Source organism: Marinobacter shengliensis (genome assembly GCF_003007715.1).
Taxonomy (GTDB): Bacteria; Pseudomonadota; Gammaproteobacteria; order Pseudomonadales; family Oleiphilaceae; genus Marinobacter; species Marinobacter shengliensis.
The window spans coordinates 98,346-123,539 of sequence record NZ_PXNO01000027.1 but is presented as its reverse complement, the minus strand read 5'-3'; the positions used below and the strand labels follow the sequence as shown (position 1 = coordinate 123,539).

Sequence of the window (25,194 nt, the reverse complement as noted above, 5' to 3'; positions counted from 1 at the left end):
GCTCCGTGATACAAACCACGGGCCGGTTTGAGGGCGAGTCTAACAGAAAAAAACCCGGCAGCAACGCCGGGTTTTCACTAAGTGCCATGAGCTTTACGCCGCTTGAGGTGATGCGTCCTCCCTGGCTTTGCGCTTGAGCTGGCCAAACGCCACCAATCCAAGCATCAACAGCGCGGGAATAAACATCAATTCCCTCGGTGGCCGGTCGAGCTTTGCCTGAACTGCTTCGATATTCCAACCAAACTCAATACCGGCATCTTCCGCAGCGCTGCCAAAATCGACAAAATTCACCGCCAGCACGTCACCCTGATCGGACACGTCCAAACCGACAGCTGACAGCCGTTCCTCCGCTGACCCACCAGCCGGAATATCGAGCTGAACATAAGTGGTCACGTCACTGCCATCCAGCCCCATGCCCGATACCCGGAAAACCGTTGTGTCATCAACCGGCACCGTCTCGACGTACTCCATAATCGCACTGCCCTGCCGCTCTTCATAAGGCGGATAGATCATGTCCCACCAGAACCCGGGCCGGAACAAGGTGAAGGTAATCAACAGCAACAGCAGGCTTTCCCACTTGTAGCTGCGGGTAAACCAGAAACCCTGTGTCGCGGCAGAGAACACGAGCATGGCCGTTACCGCGCTGGCCACGGTAATCAGCAGGTCGACCCACCCGGTCAGGCCAATCAGCAACAACTGGGTGTTGAAGATAAACATGAACGGCAGGATGGCGGTACGGATATCGTAGGTAAAACCCTGAATACCCGTTCGGATGGGGTCTGCGCCCGAGATAGCCGCCGCCGCGTAGGCGGCCAGACCCACGGGCGGCGTATCATCCGCCAGTATCCCGAAATAGAACACAAACAGGTGAACCGCAATAAGCGGCACGAGCAAGCCATTCTGGGCGCCGAGGGTAACGATGACCGGCGCCATCAGTGTCGATACCACGATGTAATTAGCCGTGGTGGGCAAGCCCATCCCCAGTATCAGGCTGATCACTGCGGTGAAGATGAGCATTAACAGCAGATTCCCCCCGGAGAGGAACTCTACAAACTCTGTCATCACCAACCCGATACCGGTGAGGGTTACTGTGCCAACCACGATGCCAGCGGTGGCCGTGGCAACACCAATGCCCACCATGTTGCGAGCGCCGGTAGCCAAAGAGTGCGCCAGATCAACAAAGCCACTGACAAACTCACGGAGCACCTGGCCGCGGCTGCGGAAAAGTGTTTTCAGCGGGCGCTGTGTTATCACGATAAAGATCATGAACAGGGTCGCCCAGAATGCAGACAACTGCGGCGAAAAGCGCTCTACGGTGAGGCACCAGACAAGCACCACCACAGGCAGGAGATAATAAAGGCCGGTTTTGACGGTAGGGCCCACCTCAGGCAATGCGCCCATCGCCTTTTCGGGATCATCGACTTCCAGCTCGGGAAACCGGGTGGCATAGCCAACCAGACCCACATAGACCGCAACAAGCAGCGGCCCAAGCACCCAGGGCGCCGCCTCGCCAAGAACATCCTTGGTCCAGCCCACACCATAGTAAACCGCAAAGGTGAGCACAATCAGGCCGATCAGAATCACCACCCAATTCAGCATTCGCTGTGCCAGGGAGGGACGGTTCGGCCGCTCCATGCCTTCCATCTTCAGCTTGCAAGCTTCAAGGTGAACAATGTAAATCAATGCCACGTAGGAAATCAGAGCCGGTAGAATGGCGTGCTTGATCACTTCCAGGTAAGAAATGCCCACGTATTCGACCATCAAAAACGCGGCAGCGCCCATGATAGGCGGTGTGAGCTGCCCATTGGTGGACGCAGCAACCTCGACAGCACCCGCCTTGGTAGCCGGAAAGCCAACACGCTTCATCAGCGGAATCGTGAACGTACCCGTGGTGACCACATTGGCAATCGATGAGCCGGAAATAACACCACTCAAACCACTGGACACCACCGCAGCCTTCGCAGGGCCACCACGCATATGGCCAAGCATGGCGTAGGCCACCTTGATGAAGTAGTTGCCGGCTCCGGCACGTTCAAGCAACGCACCAAAAAGTACGAATAGAAACACAAAGCTGGTGGATACACCCAACGCCACCCCGAAAACACCTTCGGTACCCAGCCATTGATGAGACGCCAGCTTGTTGAGGCTGACCCCCTTATGGGCAATGACATCCGGCATGTAAGGGCCGGCAATCGAATAGGTGATGAACACCGCCGCGACGATGGTCAGCGGCAGGCCAAGGGCCCGTCGAGTGGCTTCAAGCAATAACACCAGACCTCCGAGCGCGACCCATAGATCCATGGTAATCGGCGCACCCGGACGGGTAGAAAGTTCGTTATAGAATACGAAAAGGTAAGATGCGGAGAAAGCAGCCGCAAGTGCCAGTATCCAGTCGTAGACCGGTACTTTATCGGCGTGTACTCCCTTGATCATGGGGAATGCTGAAAACGCCAGGAAAACCGCAAATGCCAGATGAATGGAGCGGGCTTCCGTGGAATTGAAAATGCCGAAGTTCAGAATGAACGGCAGCGGTGATGCAATCCAGAGCTGAAACAAAGACCAACAAAGGGGCACGATAAACAGGATGACAGATGCCGGTCCGGTGAGAGCCCTGCCTCCGGTTTCTGTCTGCAACAGCTGATCGACCTTGGCGGCGTCAACACCCGCCCCGGTACCGGGGTCGTTCTTCGCCATAGAATGTACCTGTGATGGGAGATAACCTGGTTGGAATCAGCAGGGCGGGCCGGACGCCCACCCTGCCGGCGACGTGCCGGATCAGTCGATCAGGCCAGCCTCACGATAGTACTTGGCTGCACCCGGATGCAGAGGCGCACTCAGGGCGTCAGAGACCATCTCTTCCTTCTTCAGGTTACCGAACGCAGGATGCAGGCGCTTGAAGCTGTCAAAGTTCTCAAAGACCGCTTTAACCACTTCATAAACCACATCGTCTGCCACATCGGTTGATGACACAAAGGTTGCTGCCACACCGAAAGTGGTTACGTCCTGGTCAGACCCACGGTACATTCCACCCGGAATAACCGCCTTCCGGTAGTACGGGTTGTCGTCAATCAGTTTCTTGCTGGCCGCGTTATCCACGTTTACCAGGACACTGTCGCAGGAGGTGGTGGCTTCCTTGATGGCACCGGAGGGGTGGCCAACGGTGTAGAAGAAAGCATCAATGTTGCCATCACACAGAGCCTGGGACTGCTCCGCCGCCTTGATTTCCGCCGCCAGGGCGAACTTGTCCATACCCCAGCCCATTTCGTCCATCAGAACTTCAGCGGTTGCGCGTTGGCCGGAACCCGGGTTGCCCACGGATACCCGCTTGCCCTCCAGGTCTTCAAAGCTCTTGATGCCAGAGCCCTTGCTCGCTACCACGGTGAACGGCTCCGGATGCAGTGAGAAAACAGCCCGCAACTTCTCGTTCTTGCCGGCGTCTTCAAACTGGCTGGTGCCGTTGTATGCGTGGAACTGCCAGTCGGACTGGGCCACCGCCAGATCAAGCTCACCCCCGCGAATGGCGTTCAGGTTGTACACGGAACCACCGGTGCTCTCGACAGAGCAGCGAATACCGTGTGCTTTCCGATCCATGTTCACCAGCCGGCAGATGGCGCCACCAGCGGGATAGTACACACCGGTCACGCCGCCTGTGCCGATGGTCACGAAGCGCTGTTCCTGGGCGGAAACGGCTGTCGATGCGGCCCCGAGGCTCACGGCGGCAGCAACGGCAAACGCGGACGCTTTGAGTTTTAGTGTCATGTGTGCTCTTCCTTCTCTTCTTGGTCTTTATTGTCAGTTGCCCGTCTCAAAGTGCGGGCAAACATCCCGGTCGTTTAAGAACATAGACCACTTCGGGCCATAAATAAAGAATGCATTAGCTCGCTAACCGTCTGACCCAGCAACAAAAAAGCCCGCGAGTGCGGGCTTTTTTGCAGTTCTGGCGGTTATTTCGCCGCTCTTGCCTTGGCAAGCATTTTGTCTGGGCGCAACAGGAACCGCGCCAACGCAGGCAGCAGCCAAATAGCGCCCACCATGTTCCAGAGGAACATGAAGAACAGCAGGAAGCCCATATCCGCCTGGAACTTGATCGGCGAGAAGATCCAGGTCACCACACCAAGACCCAGAGTCACACCGGTAAAGATAACCGCCTTACCGGTTGAGCGCAGAGTCTCGTAATAGGCATCCTGGAGCGTCTTGCCCTCCAGCAGGAACTTCTCAAGCTTGCTGTAGATATAGATACCGTAGTCGACACCGATACCTACCCCCAATGCGATCACCGGCAGGGTCGCCACCTTGATACCGATACCCGAGACCGCCATGATTGCCTCACACAGGATGGAGGTCAGGCCCAGCGGAATCACGATACACGCCACCGCGCGGATCGACCGGAACGTCAGGAAACACAGCAAGCTCACCACGCTGTAGACCAGCAGCAACATGATGTCTTTGGCATTGGCAATAACTTCGTTGGTAGCGGCCTCAATACCGGCGTTACCTGCGGCGAGCAGGAAAGTGTGCTCGTCGTTGTTGAAGTTATCGGCAAACTCCTCAACACGGTCAACCACAGTCTGCAGGGTTTCCGCCTTGTGGTCTTCCAGGAACACCAGCACCGGCGTCAGATCACAGGTGGTGTTGATCAGACCTGCCGGGGCCTCACGAATGGAGGCGTTGATGATGGTCTGGTTACGGGAGATCTCATACCACTTCCAGCTACCCTCGTTCAGAGCCTTGGTCACCATCTTGGAAACATCCGCCAGGGAAGCAGAGCTCTGCACGCCCGGAGTGTTCTGAAGCTCCCACTGAAGGCGATCCATCGCACGCAATACGTTGTACTGGGTGCACTGTTCTTCCTGGGTTTTCACCATCACCACCAGAACGTCGGCACTGGTGGAATAGTTGTTGATGATGAAGGAGTTATCCTTGTTGTAGCGGGAATCCGGGCGCAGCTCCGGCGCTCCCTCGTCCAGATCACCAACCTTCAGGTCCTGCTTGTAGTAAAGACCCAGACCAAGACCAATCACCGCAATCAGCAGGGAAATTGGCGCCACTCCGGGATGGGAGAAGTACGACATGACCCGCCATTTGCGATCCTGTTTTTCCCCGTGATTCTGCACATGCCGGACACCGCCCTTGGAGATACCGATGTAAGACATGATCAGTACGTGCAGCACCAGGTTGGTGATGATCACGAACGCCACACCCAGGCCCGCCGCAATAGCCAGATCCCGGATTACATCGATTTCGATAAACACCAGGGTCAGGAAGCCGAAGGCATCGGAAATCAGGGCCAGCATGCCCGGAATATACAGGGCCCGGAACGCGAGCCTGGCTGAGGTAATGGCATCGAACCCTTTGCCTGCTTCAACCGCCATGGCGTTGACAATCTGAACGCCGTGACTGATACCGATCGCAAAGACCAGGAAAGGAACCAGCACCGAGTATGGGTCCAGCCCGTAGCCCAGCAGCTTGAGAGTACCGAGCTGCCAGAACACAGCAATGATCGACGTGAACACCGGCACCAGGGTGCCCGCAATGCAGCGGGAGTACCAGAACAACAGCAGCGTGGTCAGCAGGATGGTGATCCCCGCAAACCAGGCAATGGAGGCAATACCCTCAATCAGATCACCCACTTTCTTGGCGAAACCGACAATGTGGATATTGACGTTAGGATTTTCTGCTCCGTACTTATCGCGAATCTTTTCTTCGAGCTGGCGTGAGAACTCACCATAATCCAGCGCTTCGCCGGTTTCCGGGTTCTTCTCGTACAGCGGCGCGTAAACGATGGTGGAACGGAAGTTATCGGAAATCAGGCGCCCTACTTCGTTGGAACGCAGGATATTCTGACGTAATTGCTCCAGGCTTTCACGGGAACCGTCGTAGCCATCAGGAATGACCGTACCACCCTGGAAGCCCTGCTCTGTTACCTCTACCCAGCGTACGTTGGAAGTCCACAGCGACTTTAGGCCGGAACGGTCTACCCCATTCAGGTAAAAGACCTCGTCAGTAATCTGCTGCAGGGTTTCCATGTACTCGGCGGTAAAAATATCGCCTTCCTCCACGGCCACCGCAATCCGGACAAAGTTACCCAGGTTCTCCAGATCGTCCCGGTGTTCGAGCATATTGACGATGTAAGGATGCTCAAGCGGAATCATCCGCTCGAAACTCGCATCTGGCTGGATCTTGACGGCGTTATAGCCAAGGAACAGCGTCAGAATGAAAAACGCAACCAGGATCGGTGCCCGGTTATTGAAAATCAGCCGCTCGAGAAACGGCTCCGCCTTTGGCGTTGTCAGGTAATGTTCACCCCTGTCGTGCATCGGGTTAGACATTAAAAAGCCCCTCTATCCATTAATCTGTTGATGCCACACCAGGGCGTTAATTCGGATTCCGGCCACGAGCGTCGGTGAATTTGACACCGCCCTCGCCAACCAGAAGAAGATCGGTTCCTTGCAGGGGAACAACGGCCATCACACCTTCCCGATCATTACGGAAGTACACGCGGAAGCTTTCGCCGCCATTGGTACTCATAAGCACGGCGCCGCCATTGCCCACCAGGGTAATCCTGCCGTCGTCCGCAACTGCACCGTTATTGATGGTTGCACCGCCCTCGTTGGGAACCACCGTCCAGCTGCGGCCAAGGTCGGTCGAGCGGAAGGTGTTGCCCCGCAGACCAAACGTCAACACTTCGTTAACCTGGCCAGTACCCATAACCCCAAACAAAGATCCCTCATAGGGGCTTTCACGGCGTTCCCAGGTATCGCCACCGTCCACCGACACGTGGATCTGCCCGGCTTCACCAACCGCTACCAGGGCACCACCGGTAACCTGAGTGATGCTGTTGAGGTGAAAGTTCTGAGGATTATCCAGGTTCGGCGCCCAGTCTTCCCAGTTTTCGCCGCCGTCCTGGGTTCTCAGGATCATGCCGTAAGCACCTACCACAAACCCGTGGCTGTCATCTTCAAACCAGACATCCAGAAACGGGTTTACCGGCCCGACATCCTGGTCTGCCTGCATGTTCTCAAGAGTAAAGAACAGGTCGTCAAGCGCCCACTCCAGATCCGTTTTCTCATCGTCTTCAGCCTGTTCGATCTGTTCTTCCAGTTCGGCAATTTGAGACTGCTTGCTTTCAATAGCCAGGGTTGAAGCCTGATTACCGTCCAGCTGCAAGGTCCAGTTCTCTCCACCGTCCGACGAATGCAACACCACGCCGCTATGACCAACCGCCCAGCCGTGCTGTTCGGTGCCGAAGTCCACGGCGTTGAGTGTCAGGGAAACCGGCACAGCCCCCTGCACCCAGGTGTGCCCCTCATCATCCGAGAAGATCACGTGCCCACGCTCTCCAACGGCAACAATCCGCTCACCGGCACGCGTTGCGTCATTCAGCAACGATTCCGGCGCCAGCAGTGTCGGGCGGGAAGGAGTTTCAAGAATATCTGGCACCGCAAATGCCGCGGGGGCTGCCAGTACCATGGAGAACCCCAGACAGGCAGACCCCAGTGTCTCGCATATGAACCTATTAGCCATTCAAATTGCCTTTACGTTGATTGTATCTTGTTGCGTTATCCCTGAGCCTCGCAGAAGCACAAACAAACCGGCAGCCATAAGGCCGCCGGTATATCTGGCACTACTACTGCCACTCCGGGATCAGACTGTGCGCCGAGTCCTTAGCGCACACTCCGCCGACGCAGCGAGGCCGGTGAGAAATAACGTTTATTCGGTACATCGTCGGTAAACACCCGAGTACCGGATTCTTCCGTATCCAGACCCAGCACGTGGTAACGGCGAGCCTGAAGGTCGTGGTACACGTCCAGCACTGTCCACACGCCGGGCAGCTCATAATAGTTCTTGGGGATACCCATGGTCACGCGCCACAGCTCTCCACGACCGTCGTACTGGTCCAGCAGCACGGTATTCCAGCTGTCCGCATCCACATAGAAACGACGCTTACCGTAAATGTGCCGCTCGCCCTGCTTGAGGGTGGCTTCGACCACGTGCACGCGGTGCAGCTCCCAGCGGGTCAGATCAGGATTCAGATGGGAAATACCCAGAATCTCGGAATACGGTGTGCCTTTTTCGCCAATCCGGTAGTTGTTATAAGGGATGTATACTTCCCTCATACCCTCGTAGTTCCAGTTGTAGCGATCCATGGCACCGTTAAAGATATCGGTGTCATCCGCGGTGCGCAGGTTATCGGCCGCCGCGATCGGGGAATCGTACCCGAGGTTAGGGGCACGACGAACCCGCCGCTGGCCAGCATTGTAACCCCAACCGTTGCGAGGGTTGATAATCTGGTTGAGTGTCTCGTGGATCAGAATGGCACCGCCGGCAAGGCGGGGCGGAGACTGGGTGAACGAGAGGTAGTAGAAAATGATGTTATCGAGATCGGCTTCGCCGCCTTCCGGGTTGTAGAAGTTAAAGAAAGCTTCCTGCTGCGAGGTCACCAGACCATAATCACCGTTGGTCTGAACCGCCACTTCACTGGAACGACGGGTAACGGAAATACCGCGCCACCGGGTCAGATGGTTCCAGACCACCTGCCAGGCTTTTTCTTCATCGGTACCGTGCAGGATCGGGAACGGGTAACCGCCAAACGCTCCGCTCAAGCCCTCGGCCTGTCCGACAATTTCCGCGTTGACTGCGTTCTTGCGGGTATTCTCGGCAACCCAGTCGGGCACGGCATGGGTGCGGCGCGACTGGTACACCGGAATACGGAATGTGGTTGGGTAGGTACGGAGCATGGCCCTGACGCCATCGGTCAGGTACTCGTCGTACTGCTCCATGTTGGAGGCGTTAATCGTGAACAACACCTGATCGTCCGGGAACGGGTTGATGTGGTGCTGCCCACTGCCTTCGTAACCAGCCGGGGGCTCTGTCAGCCCGCCAGTCCAGGCAGGAATGGTACCAGCGTCATTGCCAGCCTTGATGGACCCGAAGGGCGTCAGGTCCTGACCGAGGCGGTTTGCCTCAGCGGCAGACACACCGGCGTGAACCGGTGCAGCTGCAAACGAAAGCGCAAGCAGCCCGCCCAAAAATGCGTTCTTGTTGTATCTCATTGTGCAACCTTAAATCCGTCTGGGAGCCTCTACAGGGCTTTATTGTTATGGTCTGACGTAATCGCAGACTTTCCATCAGATTAGCCGATTGAGCAACATTGTCTATCGACCGAAAGTGCGATTTTGTATCTGGCTGTGACGACGGCTTTACAATCACAGCCAGGGTACGAGCCTGGGTCAGTCCGCCAGGCTCTTGTGAACCACCTCGTACACGTCTCGTGAAAGCTCGTTTTTGTCACGAATCCGCTCAAGGGCGGTCTTCATCTGACTGCTGTATTGCGGTGAAAACTTCTTCCACCGGGTAAGCGGAGACACCAACCGGGCAGCAATCTGCGGGTTGCTGTCGTCCAGTCGACACACCTGGTCCGCCAGGAACCGGTAACCACTGCCATCCGGTTTATGGAAAGCTGCCAGGTTCTGGCCAGCAAACACCCCGACCACAGAACGCACCTTGTTGGGGTTCTTCCAGTCGAAGGCCGGATGCTCCAACAACGCCTGGATCTGCGGCAACTGCCCTGCCCGGTCGCTGGACGCCTGCACCGAGAACCAGAGTTCAACCACCTGCGGGTCATCCTGGAAACGCCCGAAGAATTCTGCCAGGGCCCTGATCCGATCCGATTCAAAACCGGAATTCACCAGGGCACGCAAGGCGCCGAGCCGGTCCGTCATGTTATCCGCCTGCTCAAACTGCTCAACGGCCAGCGCCCGCCCCTGCTCATCATCAATGTGCAGCAGCCACGCCAACGCTGTATTACGAAGGCTGCGACGGGCGATGGCACCCGGCGTCAGCTGATAATCGCCCTGACCAGCGTTGCGCTGATAACAGGCCAGCAGGTCATCGCGGAGCGCCTGGGCCAGATGCGTCAGAACCCGCTCCCGGGCGTCATGAATGGCCGGCACGTCGGCCTGCTCGGAAAGCTCGATCAGATAGGCTTCCGAAGGCAACAGCAGCATCTTGGCCACAAGCGCCTGGTCCAACTCGGTATCGTTCAACAACAGGCGATAGGCTTCCACCAGCCGTGGTTCAATTTCCGTGCCCTGAGGCGCGTCAACCAATGACTGGATAACATCGACCGCCAGTTTCTGGCCAGCATCCCACCGGTTAAAGCCATCCGGATCATGACTCATCAGGAACAACAGCTGTTCGCGGGTCCAGGGGTAATGAACCCTCACCGGGGCGGAAAAATCCCTCAGCAACGACGGCACCGGCCGCTCCTTGAGTCCATGGAACTCAAAGCTGTGTTGCGTCTCAGTCAGTTCAAGCACCCGCTCAACGGGACCGTTGCTGTCCTCCGCGCCCATATTCAGGGGCAACGGCTGCCCTTCGGAATCAAGCAGGCCGATCGCAAACGGAATATGCTGCGGCTTTTTCCCGGACTGCCCGGGCGTATCCGGAATCGACTGCCGGATATCCAGTCGATACACACCTTGTGCCTCATCGTAATGATCCGCTACCGCCAACACCGGCGTGCCCGCCTGCTCGTACCACAAACGGAACTGGCTCAGGTTGCGCCCGGAGGCATCTTCCATTGCCCGAACAAAGTCATCGGTAGTGACGGCCTGGCCGTCGTGGCGGTCAAAGTAGAGGTCACTGCCCTTCCTGAACAGCTCGGCGCCGAGCAGGTTGTGAATCATCCGCACCACTTCTGCGCCCTTTTCATAGATGGTCAGGGTGTAGAAGTTGGAGATTTCCATGTACGACGCCGGCCGAACCGGATGCGCCATGGGGCCGGCATCTTCGGCAAACTGCGCAGTGCGCAGCAAGGTTGCGTCTTCAATCCGTTTGACGGTGGGCGACCCCATATCCGCCGAGAACTGGGAATCCCGGAACACCGTAAAGCCTTCTTTCAGGCTTAGCTGGAACCAGTCACGGCAGGTAACCCGGTTGCCGGACCAGTTATGGAAATACTCATGGGCAACAATGGCTTCGATGCGCTGGAAAGCGGCATCCGTGGCCGTGTCCTGGCTAGCAAGCACGCAGGATGAATTGAAAATGTTCAGGCCCTTGTTTTCCATGGCCCCCATATTGAAATCATCCACCGCTACGATCATGAAGATATCAAGATCGTACTCACGGCCGTAAACCTCCTCATCCCAGCGCATCGAACGCTTGAGCGCATCCATGGCGTAATCGCACTTGCGTGCGTTGCGCGCCTCCACGTAGATACGCAGATCTATGTTGCGACCGGAACAGGTTGTAAAGGTGTCTCGTTTCTCAACGAGATCTCCCGCCACCAACGCAAACAGGTAGGCTGGTTTCGGGAATGGGTCTTCCCAGGTGACAAAGTGACGGCCGTTCTCAAGATCACCTTGCTCAACAGGATTACCATTGGACAGCAATACCGGGTAGGCGGATTTATCGGCTTCAACGCGGGTCTGGAAGCGCGCCATCACGTCCGGCCGATCCGGGTAATAGGTGATACAGCGGAAGCCTTCGGCCTCGCACTGGGTGCAGAACATGCCCGATGATTTGTACAACCCTTCCAGGCGAGTGTTGTTCTGCGGCTCAATCCAGGTGACTACGGTCAGCTCGAAGACCTCCGGCACCGCTTGGACCACCAGCTTGTCGCCCTCATTTTGGTATTCATCGCTGGCCAGGGGCTGACCGTTCAAGGCCAGAGATTCCAGAGTCAGGCCGTCGCCATCCAGCTCCAGCGGGGCGCTGCTCTGCGCAGCGGCGGGATTGCGGCGTATGGATAAGGTACTGTGCACCCGCGCGCCGTCCTCGAACAGTTCAAACCTCAGGCTTACATGGTCCACCAGATACGCCGGCGCCTGGTACTCGCTCAGGTAGATGGTTTGTGGCTGATTGGTACGCATTCACTCTCTCCAGACGGTAAACTTCCGCGCTCAGTCAAGAACCCGGAACCGGACTTCGTAGCCGGTAAATTTTCGAATATTGATCACACCGGTATTGAGCATCAGGTACTGGCCCTTGATCCCCTCCAGCAGCCCTTCGACTTCCGGGGTTTTATCCAGATTATGGGTTTTCACTTTCGACGGCCACACCTGAACCGGATAACCGAGCCCAAGTGAGGCCTCGTCCACAACCCGGATACTGTCCTCACCATGTTGCGCCCGTAATTGCGCCAACTCGTCTTCAATAAGCTCCAGCATTTTCCGGCGCTCCTGAACCAGGTCCAGCTCTGGCACATCGCCCTTGAGCATCGCACGCCAGTTGGTCCGATCCGCCACATGGCTCTTGCACGCCACTTCCACCAGACCGGACAGGTAACGGCTGGCTGCCCGCAGCATGGGAATGGCTGTTACCGCGCCCTGGTCGATCCAGCGAGTCGGCACTTGCGAGCCCCGGGTAATACCCACCTTCAAGCCACTGGAATTGGCCAGGTAGACCACGTGCTCCACCATGCAATTCGCCTCGCCCCACTCGGGCTCCCGGCAAGTACCCAGATGGTAATGGCACTTCTCAGGACTCATGATGCAACTGTCACAGGCAGCGAGTTTGCGGAAACAGGGATAACAGTAGCCCTGGTTGAAACTCTTCTTGGTGGTGCGGTCGCAGTGGATGCAGCGAATCACACCGTCAAAGTCCAGTCGCACCTTCTGGCCAATCAGGTCGTTCAGGGGAATGCGGGTGTCACCCACGGCCAGGGTGTAGGCCACCGGATCGCCGGCTTGCGCCGGCATCTTACGCAAGCGGCCGGTTACATCAATTGACTCGCTCAAACCTTGACCTCGACGAACTGGTCTGGATCCACATCGTTGCCGTTCTGGCGATTTTTACGAAACTGCACGGACGGATCACAGGCGGTACCGGCTTTCTCGCCCCGGTCCAGATAGCCCACCCGCTGCTCTTCGGGCACATTGTGTTTGTTCTCGTAATAGATAACCGCTTCCAGGCTGATTTCCCGCTGCTCTCGGGTCATTGCCCTTCCATCAGGCCATTTACCAAGCTCGATAGATTGCTTGAGGTTCCGGTATACAGTCGGATCCAGCCGTTCAATGAGTTCGTCGTAGGTCATTACCCACCTCCTGAAAAATCATTCATAAAAAAATCGGCAAATCCGTTTGACAGATGGAAATGATAACAATTATCATTATCTCACCAAATGACGACGGTCGTATCATTTGGTCTCTCTCATCAGGAGCTATAAGCTCTTTTAATGCCCCACCCTTTGGTGGGGTTTTTTTTATGCCTTCACCGAAACCGCCCCCGGGCGGGCATCACCGCTGCCAACGCCAGACCACCCACAAAGCCTCCCAAGTGAGCCTCGTTAGCCATCCGGCCCAGGCCAATCATTTCCGGGATAGGCGTAAAGCCGATCACCATCCACACCAGGGCAAAGGTGACCAACGCAGGTGGAAACTGGAATCTGGGCCGGCGTTGCTGGCTCAGCCAACAGTAACCCAGAATGCCATAAACGACACCCGACAAGCCTCCGAACAGGGGGCCAGACACCAGATACTGCAACAGATTGGCGGACAGACTGGTTACCAGGAACAGCGCCACCAGGCGGGCGCGACCATCAATCCATTCAATCTGGCTGCCCAGAAACCAGAGCATGACCGAGTTGAAAATGATGTGGGTCCAGCTGAAATGCAGGAAATCCGGCGAAATCAGGCGCCACAACTGCCCGCTTGCCACTGTCGCAGAGAGCGCATCCAACCTCCCGCCCAGGGAACTGAACAGGTCCCAGGAATAGTGCCTCGGATCGACGATCATCATGGCCGCGGCCAGGGGGTTCTGCCCCATGGATGTCAGCCACACCATGGCAACGGCGATGCCGATCACGCTCACAACAAACGGTGCATGCCGGGGAGCCGGCTGCCAGCGCCCGCTGGGGGTAATCGGAGATGATGTATGTTGGTCCAAACTAACCTCGCTGATACTTAGCGCGCCACGCTGTCTTCACTGGTGGGATAATCCGGCTGCTCGGGACGATCCACCTCTACCCAGACAAACTTGTCGCGGGAAAGTGCCTTTTCATCATCCAGCCGATAGGCCACCAGCTTGCCGTACTTTACGGCGCTGTAATCGATACAGGCCACATTCGACTTCAAAGGTGCCGGCTCACCATCCATCCAGTAATGCCCGACGAAGACCGGCGGCGCATCCAGCGGGTAAGTAATCAGTTGTTTACGCTCATCCTCCCGCAATCTCATGGACGCCACTTCCGGTGGTAATGGGTCTGGCTGGAACACCACATCGGCGTATGTTTGTGGGTTGTCGGCCCAGAACTTGGTGCGGAAGAATTCCCGAACATAGCCATCCCGCCCGGTAATCTTGACCCCTGGCGGCAGGCGCAAGTCAGTGCCACGCAACAAGGTGTCCATCACCTGGCCGGCGAAAGATTCGATGGCGGCCGAGGCATGAAGAAAGTCTTCATCAATACAGGCACCGCCCTGATTCTGCCGGAACTTGTCTATCAGATCCTGATCCCAGCAGGCATGCACCACCCGGAAGTGCTCCTCTTCGATGAACAGCGGAATACTGTAAAACCACTCCAGAAAATCGTTCCACTCATGGGGATACGCATCGAACTGCTCAAGAGTTTCCTTGATCAGGCGGTCATGGCGAGGGTTGTGTTCGCGCAGGAATTGCTTGCCACTGCCCGGCCGCGCCCGGGTGCAGTAGCCGAGGGCATTGTATTCATGGTTGCCCATAACGATGCGGGCGGCACCGTGCTCCACCATATCCCGCACCAGATGCAGGGCCTCACGGATTCTTGGGCCCCGATCGATGATGTCGCCAATAAAAATGGCCTGGCGCCGGGGATGCTGGTAAATGCCGTTCTGTTTACGATACCCCATCTGCTGGAGCAACCGCTCCAGGGTGTGGGCGCAACCGTGAATGTCACCAATAATGTCGTAACCGCGGCTCGCGGTTGAAGTCTGTCCCGCCATAATCAACTCGCTGCTATTTCGCTTGCCCAACCGAGCTTGTCACGGCAGGTGGCATAGAAATTGTGATCGGTCGGGTGGATCAGACGGATCTTGAACGGCTTTTTGGTAATTCGGATGATATCCCCGGGCGCACAGGCAATGTTCATCTGGCCATCAAAGCTGACTTGCGGGTAGGTTTCGTTGGTTTCACCAATCACCAGTTTGATTTCACTCTTGCCATCGACCACGATCGGACGACTGCTCAGGGTATGCGGGAACATGGGCACCAGCACCACAGCATCCAGTTTCGGGTGCATGATGGGACCACCTGCTGACAGGGAATAGGCGGTTGAGCCGGTGGGCGTGGCAACAATCAAGCCATCGGAACGCTGGCTGTAAACAAAGTGGCCATCAATGTAGAGGTCAAAACCGATCATCCGGGTAGACTTACCGGGGTGCAGCACCACATCGTTCAGGGCAGAACCGTAGCCCAGGGGCTGGCCATTGCGTTCCACATGGCCATCCAACAGGAACCGCGATTCCTCGATATATTCACCCTCAAGCACCCGGGCCAGGCGCTCTTCGAGGTCAGATGGAGAAATATCCGTCAGGAAGCCCAGGCGGCCGCGGTTGACCCCCAGAATCGGGATCTTGGATTTGGCCAGTTCACGGGCAGCCCCCAGCAAACTACCGTCCCCGCCCACGACAATGACCAGGTCGCAGATTTCGCCCAGCAGTTTTTTGCTGGCGACCTGCAGGCCATGGCCCGGAAGCATGGTGGAGGTATCTTCCTCGATGATGACGTGGTAGTTGTTGGCCGTCAGGTACTGCTTGAGCTGCCGCAGAGACTCAACCACCTTGACGCTGCCCATGCGCCCGACAATGCCGATATTCCTGAACTGATCCATGAAGTATCCCGTGGTGTCTGAATGAGACAGGAAAGGCATGGCCCCTCCTGTTCTGTAACGAACAGAGCCACAGTTTAACGAATCTCAGGCAGATACTGAAAAAAGATCCGCGTCAGGACCGGTGCTGCTCGCAATGATCATCTACCCCTGGCTGGAATTCCGCCGGCTGGGTTACCCGCATGATCGGCTCACCGCAGGCATTTCCGTCACTATCCACGTGGCGGCAAACCGGGTGTTCGTAGTGTGCCAGCCAGTCTTTGTAGGCCGGCTCGTTCATACCGCAACGCTCGGCGGCATAGGCCACCGGGTTGCCAAAATAGGTATCGATATCGTCGTAAGGCAGTGTGATATGGCCCACGCCGGGATGATAGGCAACCAGGAATACGGACTGGCTCTGCAACTGTTCCAGCAGCGAATCCTCGGGTGGTACCTGGTGGCGAAGCTCGTGGTTTTCCTGCTCAAGGGCAACAATTTTGTCATCCCGAAGCTCCAGCTCCCTTTGCTTGCGCTCCAGCTGTTCATGTAGCAGAACGGTCTCGGCGTCAGCATGAACGTCCTTACGCTGGCGGGCGTCGCCCTCCGCCATTTTTTCCTGCATGGAGAGATATTGTTCGTTGCGCTGAGCCAGGCGCTGTTTGAGTTGTTCATTGCTGATCCGGGTGCGCTCGTATCGCTGTTCCAGATCTGACATTTCGCTGCGCAAAGCCTGCATTTCGAGGCGATGCTCGCGCTGGAGGTCAGCCAGGGAGTCCCGGTGCACACTTTGGAGGGTTTTGATTCTGAGCCGCTGTTCACGGAGGATCTGGGCAACGCGGGCCCGGTCACGGTTATCCTCTACTGGCTGCTCCACACTCGCCGTGGTCAGAACCGGAATATTCTCTTCTTCCGGTTCCACTTTCTGGAAACGCAACGTATTGGCTTCAACCGCTTTGCGGATCAACTGGAAGTGGTTACTACCCGGCGTCATGTCCGGGTCCCAGAGTTCCTCGGCAAATGCCGGATCAGGGCACTGACTCCGGCAAACCAGCCGGATAGCACCACCGCCCATATCTGGCCCCTTGGCGCCTTTCTCTGCCAACGCCTCGATAGGCACATTCCAGTGGCTGTCGGCCCGCCCCTCGTCATCAAACCAGATGCGGAAGAAAACCAGCGACCGAACCGTCAACTCCGGTGAAAGGTTGACCAGCACCGCCCGAACATCTGTCTCGGCAAGATCAGACAGGCCAACATAGCCGTCCAGAAACGCGCCGAATTCAGACAACCGCATCTGCCGGGCCACCTGACTCCCCTCCATAAAGAAAACCGCCGAATACCCGTCGGCTGCCTGCCCGGCATTAACCATTCACTTTCTCCATGCTTCGGAAAACTCTTGTTATGGACGCCCGATGCGGGAAGAGAGTTCCATCCCCCTCCCGCGCTTCACCTCCATAGTCTAGCCAGACCTTAACCGAAACACAGAGAAAAACTGCAACGTTTTGTGATCAGATCTCCGCTGCCAGGCGGCTACCCTGATCAATGGCCCGCTTTGCATCCAGCTCTGCTGCCACATCGGCACCACCAATCAGATGCACCGGCAAACCGGCTGCTTCCAGGCCTGCCTGCAACTCACGCAGCGGCTCCTGACCAGCACACACGATGATGGTATCCACCGGCAACACTTTATCCTCGCCCTGCTCGGCACCTTTCGGTGTGATGGTGATGTGCAGGCCTTCGTCATCAATCTTGCGATAGCTGACGCCGGGCACCATCTGCACGTTGCGGTGCTTGAGAGAGGTACGATGAATCCAGCCGGTGGTCTTGCCCAGGTTCTTGCCAACTTTCGAGGCCTTACGCTGCAGCAGGTAAACCTCCCGCGCAGGCTCAGGCACCTGAGGCTGAACACCCTGAATACCGCCACGGTGTTCAACCGTCAGATCCACGCCCCACTCCTTCATGAAGTGCTCGGTGTTCAAAGAAGGCGATTCACCCTTGTGGACGATGAATTCAGACACATCAAAGCCGATACCACCTGCGCCGATGACAGCAACTTTCTGACCAACCGGCTTGCGCTCCAACAGCGCATCCAGGTAGCCAATCACCTTCGGGTGATCAATACCTTCGATCTCCGGTGTGCGTGGCTCCACGCCAGTGGCCAGGACCACCTCATCAAAGCCACCGGCCTTAAGATCCTCTGCCGTAACGCGAGTGTTCAGGCGCACGTCAACGCCGTGCTTGTCGAGCATCACCCGGAAATAGCGCAGGGTTTCGTAAAACTCTTCCTTGCCCGGAATGCGCTTGGCCACATTGAATTGGCCGCCCACCTCGCTGCCGGCGTCGAAGACCGTAACCTTGTGCCCACGCTCCGCGGCAACCGAGGCAAACGCCAGGCCTGCGGGGCCAGCACCAACCACCGCAACCGACTTCGGCGTAGCCGTCTTCACATACGCCAGTTCGGTTTCGTGGCAGGCACGGGGATTGACCAGGCAGGACGTCAGCTTGCCGCTGAAGGTGTGATCAAGACAGGCCTGGTTACAGCCGATACAGGTATTGATCTCCTCGGCACGATCTTCCACGGCCTTGCGCACCAGATCAGCGTCTGCCAGGAACGGGCGAGCCATGGACACCATGTCTGCATCGCCTTCCGCCAGAACCTTCTCGGCGACGTCCGGCATGTTGATCCGGTTGGTGGTTACCAGCGGAATACTGACTTCACCCTTGAGGCGGGCCGTTACCTTGGTGAAGGCGCCACGGGGCACAGAGGTAGCGATGGTCGGCACACGGGCCTCATGCCAGCCGATACCGGTGTTGATAATGGTGGCGCCAGCCTTCTCGATTTCCTTGGCCAGATGCACCACTTCTTCCCAGGTACTGCCGTCTTCGATCAGGTCGAGCATGGACAGGCGATAGATGATGATAAAGTTCTCGCCCACGCGCTCACGAACCCGGCGAACAATTTCAATGGGCAGGCGAATGCGGTTCTCGTAACTGCCACCCCACTGATCGGTGCGGTGGTTGGTGTGTTTGACGATGAACTGGTTAATGAAATAACCCTCGGAACCCATGATCTCCACGCCGTCGTATCCGGCGCGCTGGGCCAGGGCGGCACAGTTCACGTAGTCGTCGATCTGCTTCTGGATACCGGCTTCGTCCAGTTCTTTGGGCTTGAACGGGTTGATCGGCGCCTGGATAGCTGAAGGTGCAACCAGCTCAGGGGAATACGCGTAACGGCCCGCATGCAGGATCTGCATGCAGATTTTGCCGTCGGCCTCATGCACCGCCTGGGTAATCACCTTGTGCTTGTCGGACTCCTCTTCCGTACTCATCTTGGCTGCGTGCTGAAACACCGCACCTTCGGTATTCGGGCCAATGCCACCGGTTACAATCAGGCCAACGCCACCAAGGGCACGCTCGGCGTAAAACGCAGCCAGACGCTCGAATCCGTTTTTAACCTCCTCCAGGCCGGTATGCATGGAACCCATCAGTGTGCGGTTACGCAGGGTGGTAAAGCCAAGGTCCAGTGGTTCAAGCAGGTGCGGGTACTTGCTCACGCCCGGTGATGCAGCCATTGGTAATCTCCTCATCGATTGCGGGATCGGGCAACCATCGCGCCCGTTGTTATGGCCTCTACACTACCCAGCTCCCGCCAGCGCAACAATATCCAAAAAGAACATTTTATTATCCCCGGATTACACCGATAATACGATCATGACCGATGCATCCAGACCCAACCAGAATTCGCTGGGCGACATCAGCCTGCTCTATGCTTCCGTGTTGCTGCGTGCCACTGAGGCCGAGGGAGGCGATGCCGAAAAGCTGAAATCCCAGTTCCATCTGAACGACCCTGAGCTGGCCGCGCCGGAAGGACGCATCAGCATTCCGAGGTTCATGCGCCTGGGCCAGGCTGCCATCGCCACAACGGGCAACCCCGCCCTGGGCCTGCGCATGGGCGCCCTGACCCGCCCCATCGACGCCGGCATTGCCGGCCTGGCCGCAGAAACCGCCGGTTCCGTACACCAGTCCCTTGCCACACTGATACGGTATGCGCTGCTAAGCAGCCGGAACTCCAGAGGCGAGCCAAGTCTGGCGGCTGAACATCGTAAGGCCTGTTTCTATTCGATCAGTCCATACAACCAGTACAACTACTTTGTGGTGGACTCCATCCTTGCCGCCTGGACCCAACTGATCAGACACATGACCGGCCGCTACGACATCCTGGAACGGGTGCGTATTGAGTACCCCTCGATCGGACTGGACGAGGTATTCGAGAGCTGGTTTCGTTGCCCCGTGGAATTCGGCGCGAAGGAAAACTCGATTCGCGTGAAGGAGAGCATTTGGCTTCAGGCACCGAGCCAGGCGCACCAAGGTATGCACGAAAAACTGACCTCCTGGTGTGAACAGGAGCTGCAGCAGATTCGCAAAGGCTGGAGTGTGGCTGACAGGGCCCGGTACCTGATGACGCCGTTATTGCGGGGAGAAACACCCACTATTGAAACCCTGGCCAACCGACTGGGAACAACACCCTGGACACTGCAACGACAGCTTGCCAGTGAGGGAACCGGCTTTCGGGAGTTGCTGGATAACACTCGACGACAACTGGCACAAGACTATTTGCAGGAGACCAACAGTTCGCTTTCGGAAATCGCCTGGCTATTGGGATTCGCGAACCCACCAGCCTTCCACAAGGCCTATCGGCGCTGGTATGGCATAAGCCCGGGAGAATACCGGAAACACATCAAGGGAAGTAACTAAGGTAACGCAAGGGGGGGGATAAAATGGCGGAGCGGACGGGACTCGAACCCGCGACCCCCGGCGTGACAGGCCGGTATTCTAACCAACTGAACTACCGCTCCGCGTTTGCTGCCTAACAGCCTGTTTGCTGACTGCTCGGTGACAACGAGGGCGCATTATAAAGAGGCCCCCGTTTATGTCAACGCTTTTACTGAACTTTTTTCAGATTTTTCCAAACCCCCGGTTACATGGCGTCAACCATGGCATCCTTGCCCTGGGCCGTTTTCCGGTATTCGATGGGCGTCATACCAGACCAGCGCTTGAAGGCCCGGTAGAACGTACTGGGTTCGGAAAAACCGGTGAGGTACACAATTTCATCAATGGACTCATCGGTGGTCGCAAGGAGCTGCCGCGCCAGTCGATAGCGGAAATCCGCCAGCACCTGGTTGAAGCTGGTTTCCGCCTCGGTGAGCCGGGTGCGCAAGGTTCTTGGTTTGATACCCAGCCGTTCCGCAACGGCATCCAGGGTCACCTCGCCGCTGTCCAGCAGCTCGGCGATGATGCGCTCCACCTGACCGACAATGTCTTTTTTCTCTAGCCGCGCCACCTGTTCACTGGCAAAGCGCTCGTGCAGCGCCAACAGTTCCGGTTCGGCGTGGGGAGAGGCGTGGGACAGCATCGCAGCGGGGAAATACAACCGGTTTTCTTCTGCGCCAAAAACCACGTTACAACCCAGAACCTCGCGCACGTGCTCGGCCCCCTGCTCGCGCCCGTGCTCGAACTCGATTCGTGATGGGTAGAAGTTGCCATCGGTGATGGACTTGAAGAAGGTAATCAGCCCCTGTACGAAACATTCATTGAAGTGCTTGAGCTTGCGAATCTCATCGGAGGCGGCGTCCAGCACCATGCAGGCTTCTTCGCCTTCAATGAAGAAATCGGTATTGGCGGCATCGCTCAGCAAGCGCTGATAGTTCTGAGCCCGGCGCAGTCCCTCTCCGAAGGTTGGGCTGCTGAGAAACAGGTATTCGAGAACCTGGCCCTTGTAGGCGGGCAACAGCGGCCCCAGGTGCAGGCCTATGTCCGGGTCGCCGGAGACATCCTCCACCACCTGCCAGAAGTAAAGCTGGGCGCTGTGGGGAGTGCGAAGCTGGTCTGTGTAGACGTAGTTCTCGTCAACGCCGAGGCGGCTGAATATGGCATCGGTATCGATACCCTTTTTCTTCATCGCCTCATAAATCAGGCGCAACATCACGCCCGCATCACGTAGTTCCTGCATAGTATCCCGCTATTTTATTTATATGGTTACTACTTTGACCCACCGGACAGTGCTCATGGCACGGCGGGTCAATGCCCGATCTGGAGGGGTTTGCCAGACTGCGAGGCCGCCACGACTTTCGTCTTACATTAGAGCATATCAGGCCACAGACGCACAGTTGTACCAGAATGTAGAGAAAATCGGTAATTACGTTACTGATTCACGGGAAATTACCCGGCCGAGCAGGCCAACAAGGGAGATGAATACCATGACAGAACCACTGATTTATCGCAGCACCCCACCCTCTCTGCTGCCCATGTTCGGCAGAGCACTGCTGCCCAAATCACACAAGCCCGGTGCCAACACAAAAATTCCGGAATTGCAGGCTGAGCTGCTGGGCGTGGCTACAGATACGCCGATGTTGTCCCGCTATCTGAACGTGTGCGGATTCAAGCCTGGCTCCACCCTGCCCATGACCTGGCCGCACATCCTTGCTTTCCCGCTGCACCTGAAATTGCTGACCGACAAACGGTTTCCACTGCCCCTGCTGGGCCTTGTGCATCTGCGCAACACCATCACCCAACACCGACCCATCCAGACCGGCGAAAACCTGGATATCCGGGTTACGTTGGGCAATCAGCAAAGCACGGAGCGCGGCATCGAGTTCGACCTGATCACCGAAGCGCGCTCTGCGGGCCGGCTGATCTGGGAGGAGGTAAGCACCAACCTGTTCCGGATGGCAAATGCAGAAAGTGGCAAGCCAAAAGCGCAACCGCCCAAACTCGAAACCTATCCGTTCAGCGAGTCTATTACGGCACCGGAGAACCTTGGGCGACGGTACGGCCAGGTATCCGGGGACCGCAACCCGATTCACATGCACGCTTTGAGTGCCAAAGCCTTTGGCTTCCCAAGGGCCATTGCCCACGGCATGTGGAGCAAAGCCCGGGCGCTGTCATTACTGGAACAGCAGGCCGACTGGCATTCCGGCCCGGTGCGGGTGAGCTGTCAGTTCAAGAAACCCCTGTTTCTGCCCGGCACCGCCCAACTGAACTGGCAGACCGCCAGCGACGCCTGGGATTACCAGCTCCTGAACAGCAAAGGCGATGCGCCACACCTGAGTGGTCGTATTGAATGGCTATAACGGCGGGATAAACGCATCGATCTGGCCGCTCGACGCCAGATCAATGCTCAATCTACTGCGCAGGGCTTCCCCTCAGCATTGGCAACAGGCAGCGTGAAGTAGAAGCAGGCACCACCCTCTTCCGGACGCTCATAGCCAATGTCGCCACCCTGGGCCTGAATCAGGGACCGGCAGGTGGCCAGACCAATGCCCATGCCTTCATCCTTGGTGGTGTAGAAGGGATGAAACAGCTTTTCCTCGGCATCCTCCGGCACACCCACCCCATGATCGAGCACCTGAATGCGCACACACTGGTCACCGCATCGGCGGGCGCTAACTTCCACAGGCGTGGATGATTCGGCACTGCGAGTGGCTTCAAGGGCGTTACGGATCAGGTTAAGGGCAACCTGCTGCACCTGAACCGGGTCCGCCAGTACGTCTGGCAGGTCATCTTCAACGCGGACATCAATACCGCCCTCGTTGTTCCTCATATCCACTTCCGCAAACTGCCGTGTATCCTCCAGCAGCACCGGAACAGACAGGACTTCCTTACCAGTGGCAGGCTTCTTCATGAACCGTCGGATGCGGCGAATAATCTCACTGGCCCGGTGCGACTGGGCTTCGATCTTGTCGAGGGTTTCCTGAAGCAACACAAGGTCTGGTTGCTCCTTGGCCATCATGCGCTTGGACACCCGGGCATAATTGGTGATAGCGGTCAGCGGTTGGTTGACCTCGTGGGCAAACCCTGCGGCCATCTCACCCATGGTGGTCAGGCGTGATGTGTGGGCCAGTTGATCCCGTTGTTCCTGGACCAGTGCCCGCGCTTCTTCCAGGGCCAGTTCGTTATCCAGTTCCACGGTAATATCCCGGAACACAACCACCGCGCCATGCAGCTCGCCGTCATCCAGCTTGGGCGTGGAACGATACTCCGCCGGGAAACCGCTGCCATCGGCACGCAACAGCCGGATATCACGCTGGTTTTCCGCCACACCTTGCCGGCAGGTGGCCATCACCGGCAGGCTGTCCTGGCACTCCGCCGCCGTCGAAAAGTGCAGTTCAAAAAAACTCTTGCCGATCAGGTCTTCCGCCGGGCATCCCATAATCATGGCGGCTGCGGGATTGGCAAATTCGATGATGCCGTTCTCGTCCAGGCCGTAGATACCCTCGCTGATGGAGTTCAGGATGCGCGCCTGATCGCTCTGCAGCTCGCGGTTCCGGGCCTGGAGTTCCCGCTCGAGGCGAATCACCTGGGCGTGGGTTTTAACCCTTGCAATCACTTCCAGGGACTGGAATGGCTTGGAGATGTAGTCTGCACCACCCAGGCTGAAGCCTTTCACCTTGGCCTGCAGGTCGTCCAGGGCTGACAGGAATACAACGGCACAATCTGAAGTTTCCGGATCGGCTTTCAGGCGCTCACACACCTCATAGCCGTCCATTTCCGGCATCATGATATCCAGCAGAATCACTTCCGGATGATGGCGGTGGGCAAGGTCCAATGCTTTCTCGCCTTCGTTGGCGATCAGAAGCCGGTAGCCTTTGTCTTTCAGGGTCTCGTAGAGGACTTTCAGGTTCTGCGGGTTGTCATCAACCAGCAGAACCGTCACCTCGGAGTTCTCACTGACAACTTCAGTCATAGAAACATGGCCGGTTAAAAACGTCATTGTATGATGACGACACCGACAGACCTAGTCGATAAGTTCCTTTACGGACAGAACCATACGCACCAGATGTGCCAATGAATGGGTGCCCATCTTGTGCATCACACGGGACCGGTGAATCTCAACGGTGCGCTGGCTGATCTCAAGCTCGATGGCGATCACCTTGTTGGCCTGGCCCGCAATCATCCGATCCATGATTTCACGCTCACGGGGTGTCAGGCTCTTGATACGGCGAACGATCTCCTGGCGTTCATCCAGGGATTTCCGCTGCTCACGATCCTGCTCCAGCGCCGCCTCGATCTTCTCCAGAAGAGCTTCCTCGCGATAGGGCTTCTGGATAAAGTCGACGGCACCTTCCTTCATGGCATCGACAGCCATAGGAACGTCGCCATGCCCCGTCACGAAGATAATGGGCAGAATCGAATGCTTGTCGTTGAGTTTTTTCTGCAACTCCATGCCGTCCATACCCGGCATACGGATATCCAGCACAATGCAGCCCGCCATCTGGTCAGAATAATCTGCCAGAAAAGAGCCGGCGCTTTCATAGGTTTTCACCGGCTTGCCATCGGATTTCAGCAACAATTCCAGTGAATCGCGGACGGCCTCGTCGTCCTCTACCACATACACAGTCTGCTGGATATCAGTCATG

Annotated in this window: 18 protein-coding genes and 1 tRNA gene; 2 read left to right on the top strand and 17 right to left on the bottom strand. The window is 57.1% G+C overall.

Translation table 11 applies throughout. The features are described 5' to 3' along the window. Positions 1 to 93: 93 nt before the first annotated feature. The 13 genes from C7H10_RS13745 to C7H10_RS13685 all read right to left on the bottom strand — a co-directional run bounded on the left by C7H10_RS13745 (position 94) and on the right by C7H10_RS13685 (position 19,350). A complete protein-coding gene (locus C7H10_RS13745; RefSeq protein ID WP_106695347.1) occupies positions 94 to 2,694 on the bottom strand; it encodes a TRAP transporter permease in 2,601 nt (866 codons plus the stop codon). 81 nt (positions 2,695 to 2,775) lie between these two features. Next, positions 2,776 to 3,759: a TAXI family TRAP transporter solute-binding subunit gene (locus tag C7H10_RS13740; protein ID WP_106695346.1), complete on the bottom strand. Its 984-nt coding sequence runs from the start codon at positions 3,757 to 3,759 to the stop codon at positions 2,776 to 2,778. Between the two features lie 185 nt (positions 3,760 to 3,944). Beyond that, positions 3,945 to 6,329, bottom strand: coding sequence for an efflux RND transporter permease subunit (locus C7H10_RS13735; protein ID WP_061331698.1), 2,385 nt, complete (start codon positions 6,327 to 6,329; stop codon positions 3,945 to 3,947). Positions 6,330 to 6,375: 46 nt separating this feature from the next. Then, entirely contained in the window at positions 6,376 to 7,524 is a 1,149-nt protein-coding gene (locus tag C7H10_RS13730) for a WD40/YVTN/BNR-like repeat-containing protein (RefSeq protein ID WP_244178286.1), read from the bottom strand. A gap of 140 nt (positions 7,525 to 7,664) precedes the next feature. Then, entirely contained in the window at positions 7,665 to 9,053 is a 1,389-nt protein-coding gene (locus tag C7H10_RS13725) for a DUF1329 domain-containing protein (protein ID WP_106695345.1), read from the bottom strand. Positions 9,054 to 9,230: 177 nt separating this feature from the next. Then, positions 9,231 to 11,873: an aminopeptidase N gene (gene pepN / locus C7H10_RS13720; protein ID WP_106695344.1), complete on the bottom strand. Its 2,643-nt coding sequence runs from the start codon at positions 11,871 to 11,873 to the stop codon at positions 9,231 to 9,233. A gap of 30 nt (positions 11,874 to 11,903) precedes the next feature. After that, positions 11,904 to 12,740 (bottom strand): DUF2797 domain-containing protein, encoded by an 837-nt coding sequence (locus C7H10_RS13715; protein ID WP_106695343.1) that lies wholly within the window; start codon positions 12,738 to 12,740, stop codon positions 11,904 to 11,906. Then, positions 12,737 to 13,036: a YeaC family protein gene (locus C7H10_RS13710; protein WP_106695342.1), complete on the bottom strand. Its 300-nt coding sequence runs from the start codon at positions 13,034 to 13,036 to the stop codon at positions 12,737 to 12,739. Before C7H10_RS13710 ends, C7H10_RS13715 begins: the two co-directional genes overlap by 4 nt. A 176-nt stretch (positions 13,037 to 13,212) precedes the next feature. Continuing rightward, complete coding sequence (locus C7H10_RS13705) at positions 13,213 to 13,902, bottom strand: rhomboid family intramembrane serine protease (protein WP_208622848.1); 690 nt, start codon at positions 13,900 to 13,902, stop codon at positions 13,213 to 13,215. A 2-nt stretch (positions 13,903 to 13,904) separates the two neighbouring features. Continuing rightward, positions 13,905 to 14,918, bottom strand: a complete 1,014-nt coding sequence (locus C7H10_RS13700) for a metallophosphoesterase (RefSeq protein WP_106695340.1) — start codon at positions 14,916 to 14,918, stop codon at positions 13,905 to 13,907. A 2-nt stretch (positions 14,919 to 14,920) separates the two neighbouring features. Next, positions 14,921 to 15,805 (bottom strand): NAD(+) kinase, encoded by an 885-nt coding sequence (locus C7H10_RS13695; protein WP_106695993.1) that lies wholly within the window; start codon positions 15,803 to 15,805, stop codon positions 14,921 to 14,923. 112 nt (positions 15,806 to 15,917) lie between these two features. Beyond that, complete coding sequence (locus C7H10_RS13690) at positions 15,918 to 17,147, bottom strand: DNA repair protein (protein WP_106695339.1); 1,230 nt, start codon at positions 17,145 to 17,147, stop codon at positions 15,918 to 15,920. 139 nt (positions 17,148 to 17,286) lie between these two features. Then, positions 17,287 to 19,350 (bottom strand): NADPH-dependent 2,4-dienoyl-CoA reductase, encoded by a 2,064-nt coding sequence (locus C7H10_RS13685; RefSeq protein WP_106695338.1) that lies wholly within the window; start codon positions 19,348 to 19,350, stop codon positions 17,287 to 17,289. A gap of 139 nt (positions 19,351 to 19,489) precedes the next feature. Here C7H10_RS13685 and C7H10_RS13680 point away from each other — a divergent pair, with 139 nt between their 5' ends. Next, on the top strand, positions 19,490 to 20,533 hold the full coding sequence (locus tag C7H10_RS13680; RefSeq protein WP_106695337.1) for an AraC family transcriptional regulator: 1,044 nt from the start codon (positions 19,490 to 19,492) through the stop codon (positions 20,531 to 20,533). A gap of 24 nt (positions 20,534 to 20,557) precedes the next feature. On the opposite strand, the gene C7H10_RS13675 is transcribed toward C7H10_RS13680, so the two are convergent. After that, positions 20,558 to 20,634 (bottom strand) — tRNA-Asp (locus C7H10_RS13675). A gap of 122 nt (positions 20,635 to 20,756) precedes the next feature. Next, positions 20,757 to 21,788: an AraC family transcriptional regulator gene (locus C7H10_RS13670; protein ID WP_058093117.1), complete on the bottom strand. Its 1,032-nt coding sequence runs from the start codon at positions 21,786 to 21,788 to the stop codon at positions 20,757 to 20,759. A 247-nt stretch (positions 21,789 to 22,035) separates the two neighbouring features. Here C7H10_RS13670 and C7H10_RS13665 point away from each other — a divergent pair, with 247 nt between their 5' ends. Continuing rightward, entirely contained in the window at positions 22,036 to 22,908 is an 873-nt protein-coding gene (locus C7H10_RS13665; RefSeq protein ID WP_106695336.1) for a MaoC family dehydratase, read from the top strand. A gap of 47 nt (positions 22,909 to 22,955) precedes the next feature. On the opposite strand, the gene C7H10_RS13660 is transcribed toward C7H10_RS13665, so the two are convergent. Then, the gene (locus tag C7H10_RS13660; RefSeq protein ID WP_106695335.1) at positions 22,956 to 24,521 is read right to left on the bottom strand and encodes an ATP-binding response regulator; all 1,566 of its coding nucleotides are present in this window, start codon (positions 24,519 to 24,521) and stop codon (positions 22,956 to 22,958) included. Between the two features lie 51 nt (positions 24,522 to 24,572). Next, complete coding sequence (gene fixJ / locus C7H10_RS13655; RefSeq protein ID WP_058093114.1) at positions 24,573 to 25,193, bottom strand: response regulator FixJ; 621 nt, start codon at positions 25,191 to 25,193, stop codon at positions 24,573 to 24,575. Position 25,194: the final 1 nt, after the last annotated feature.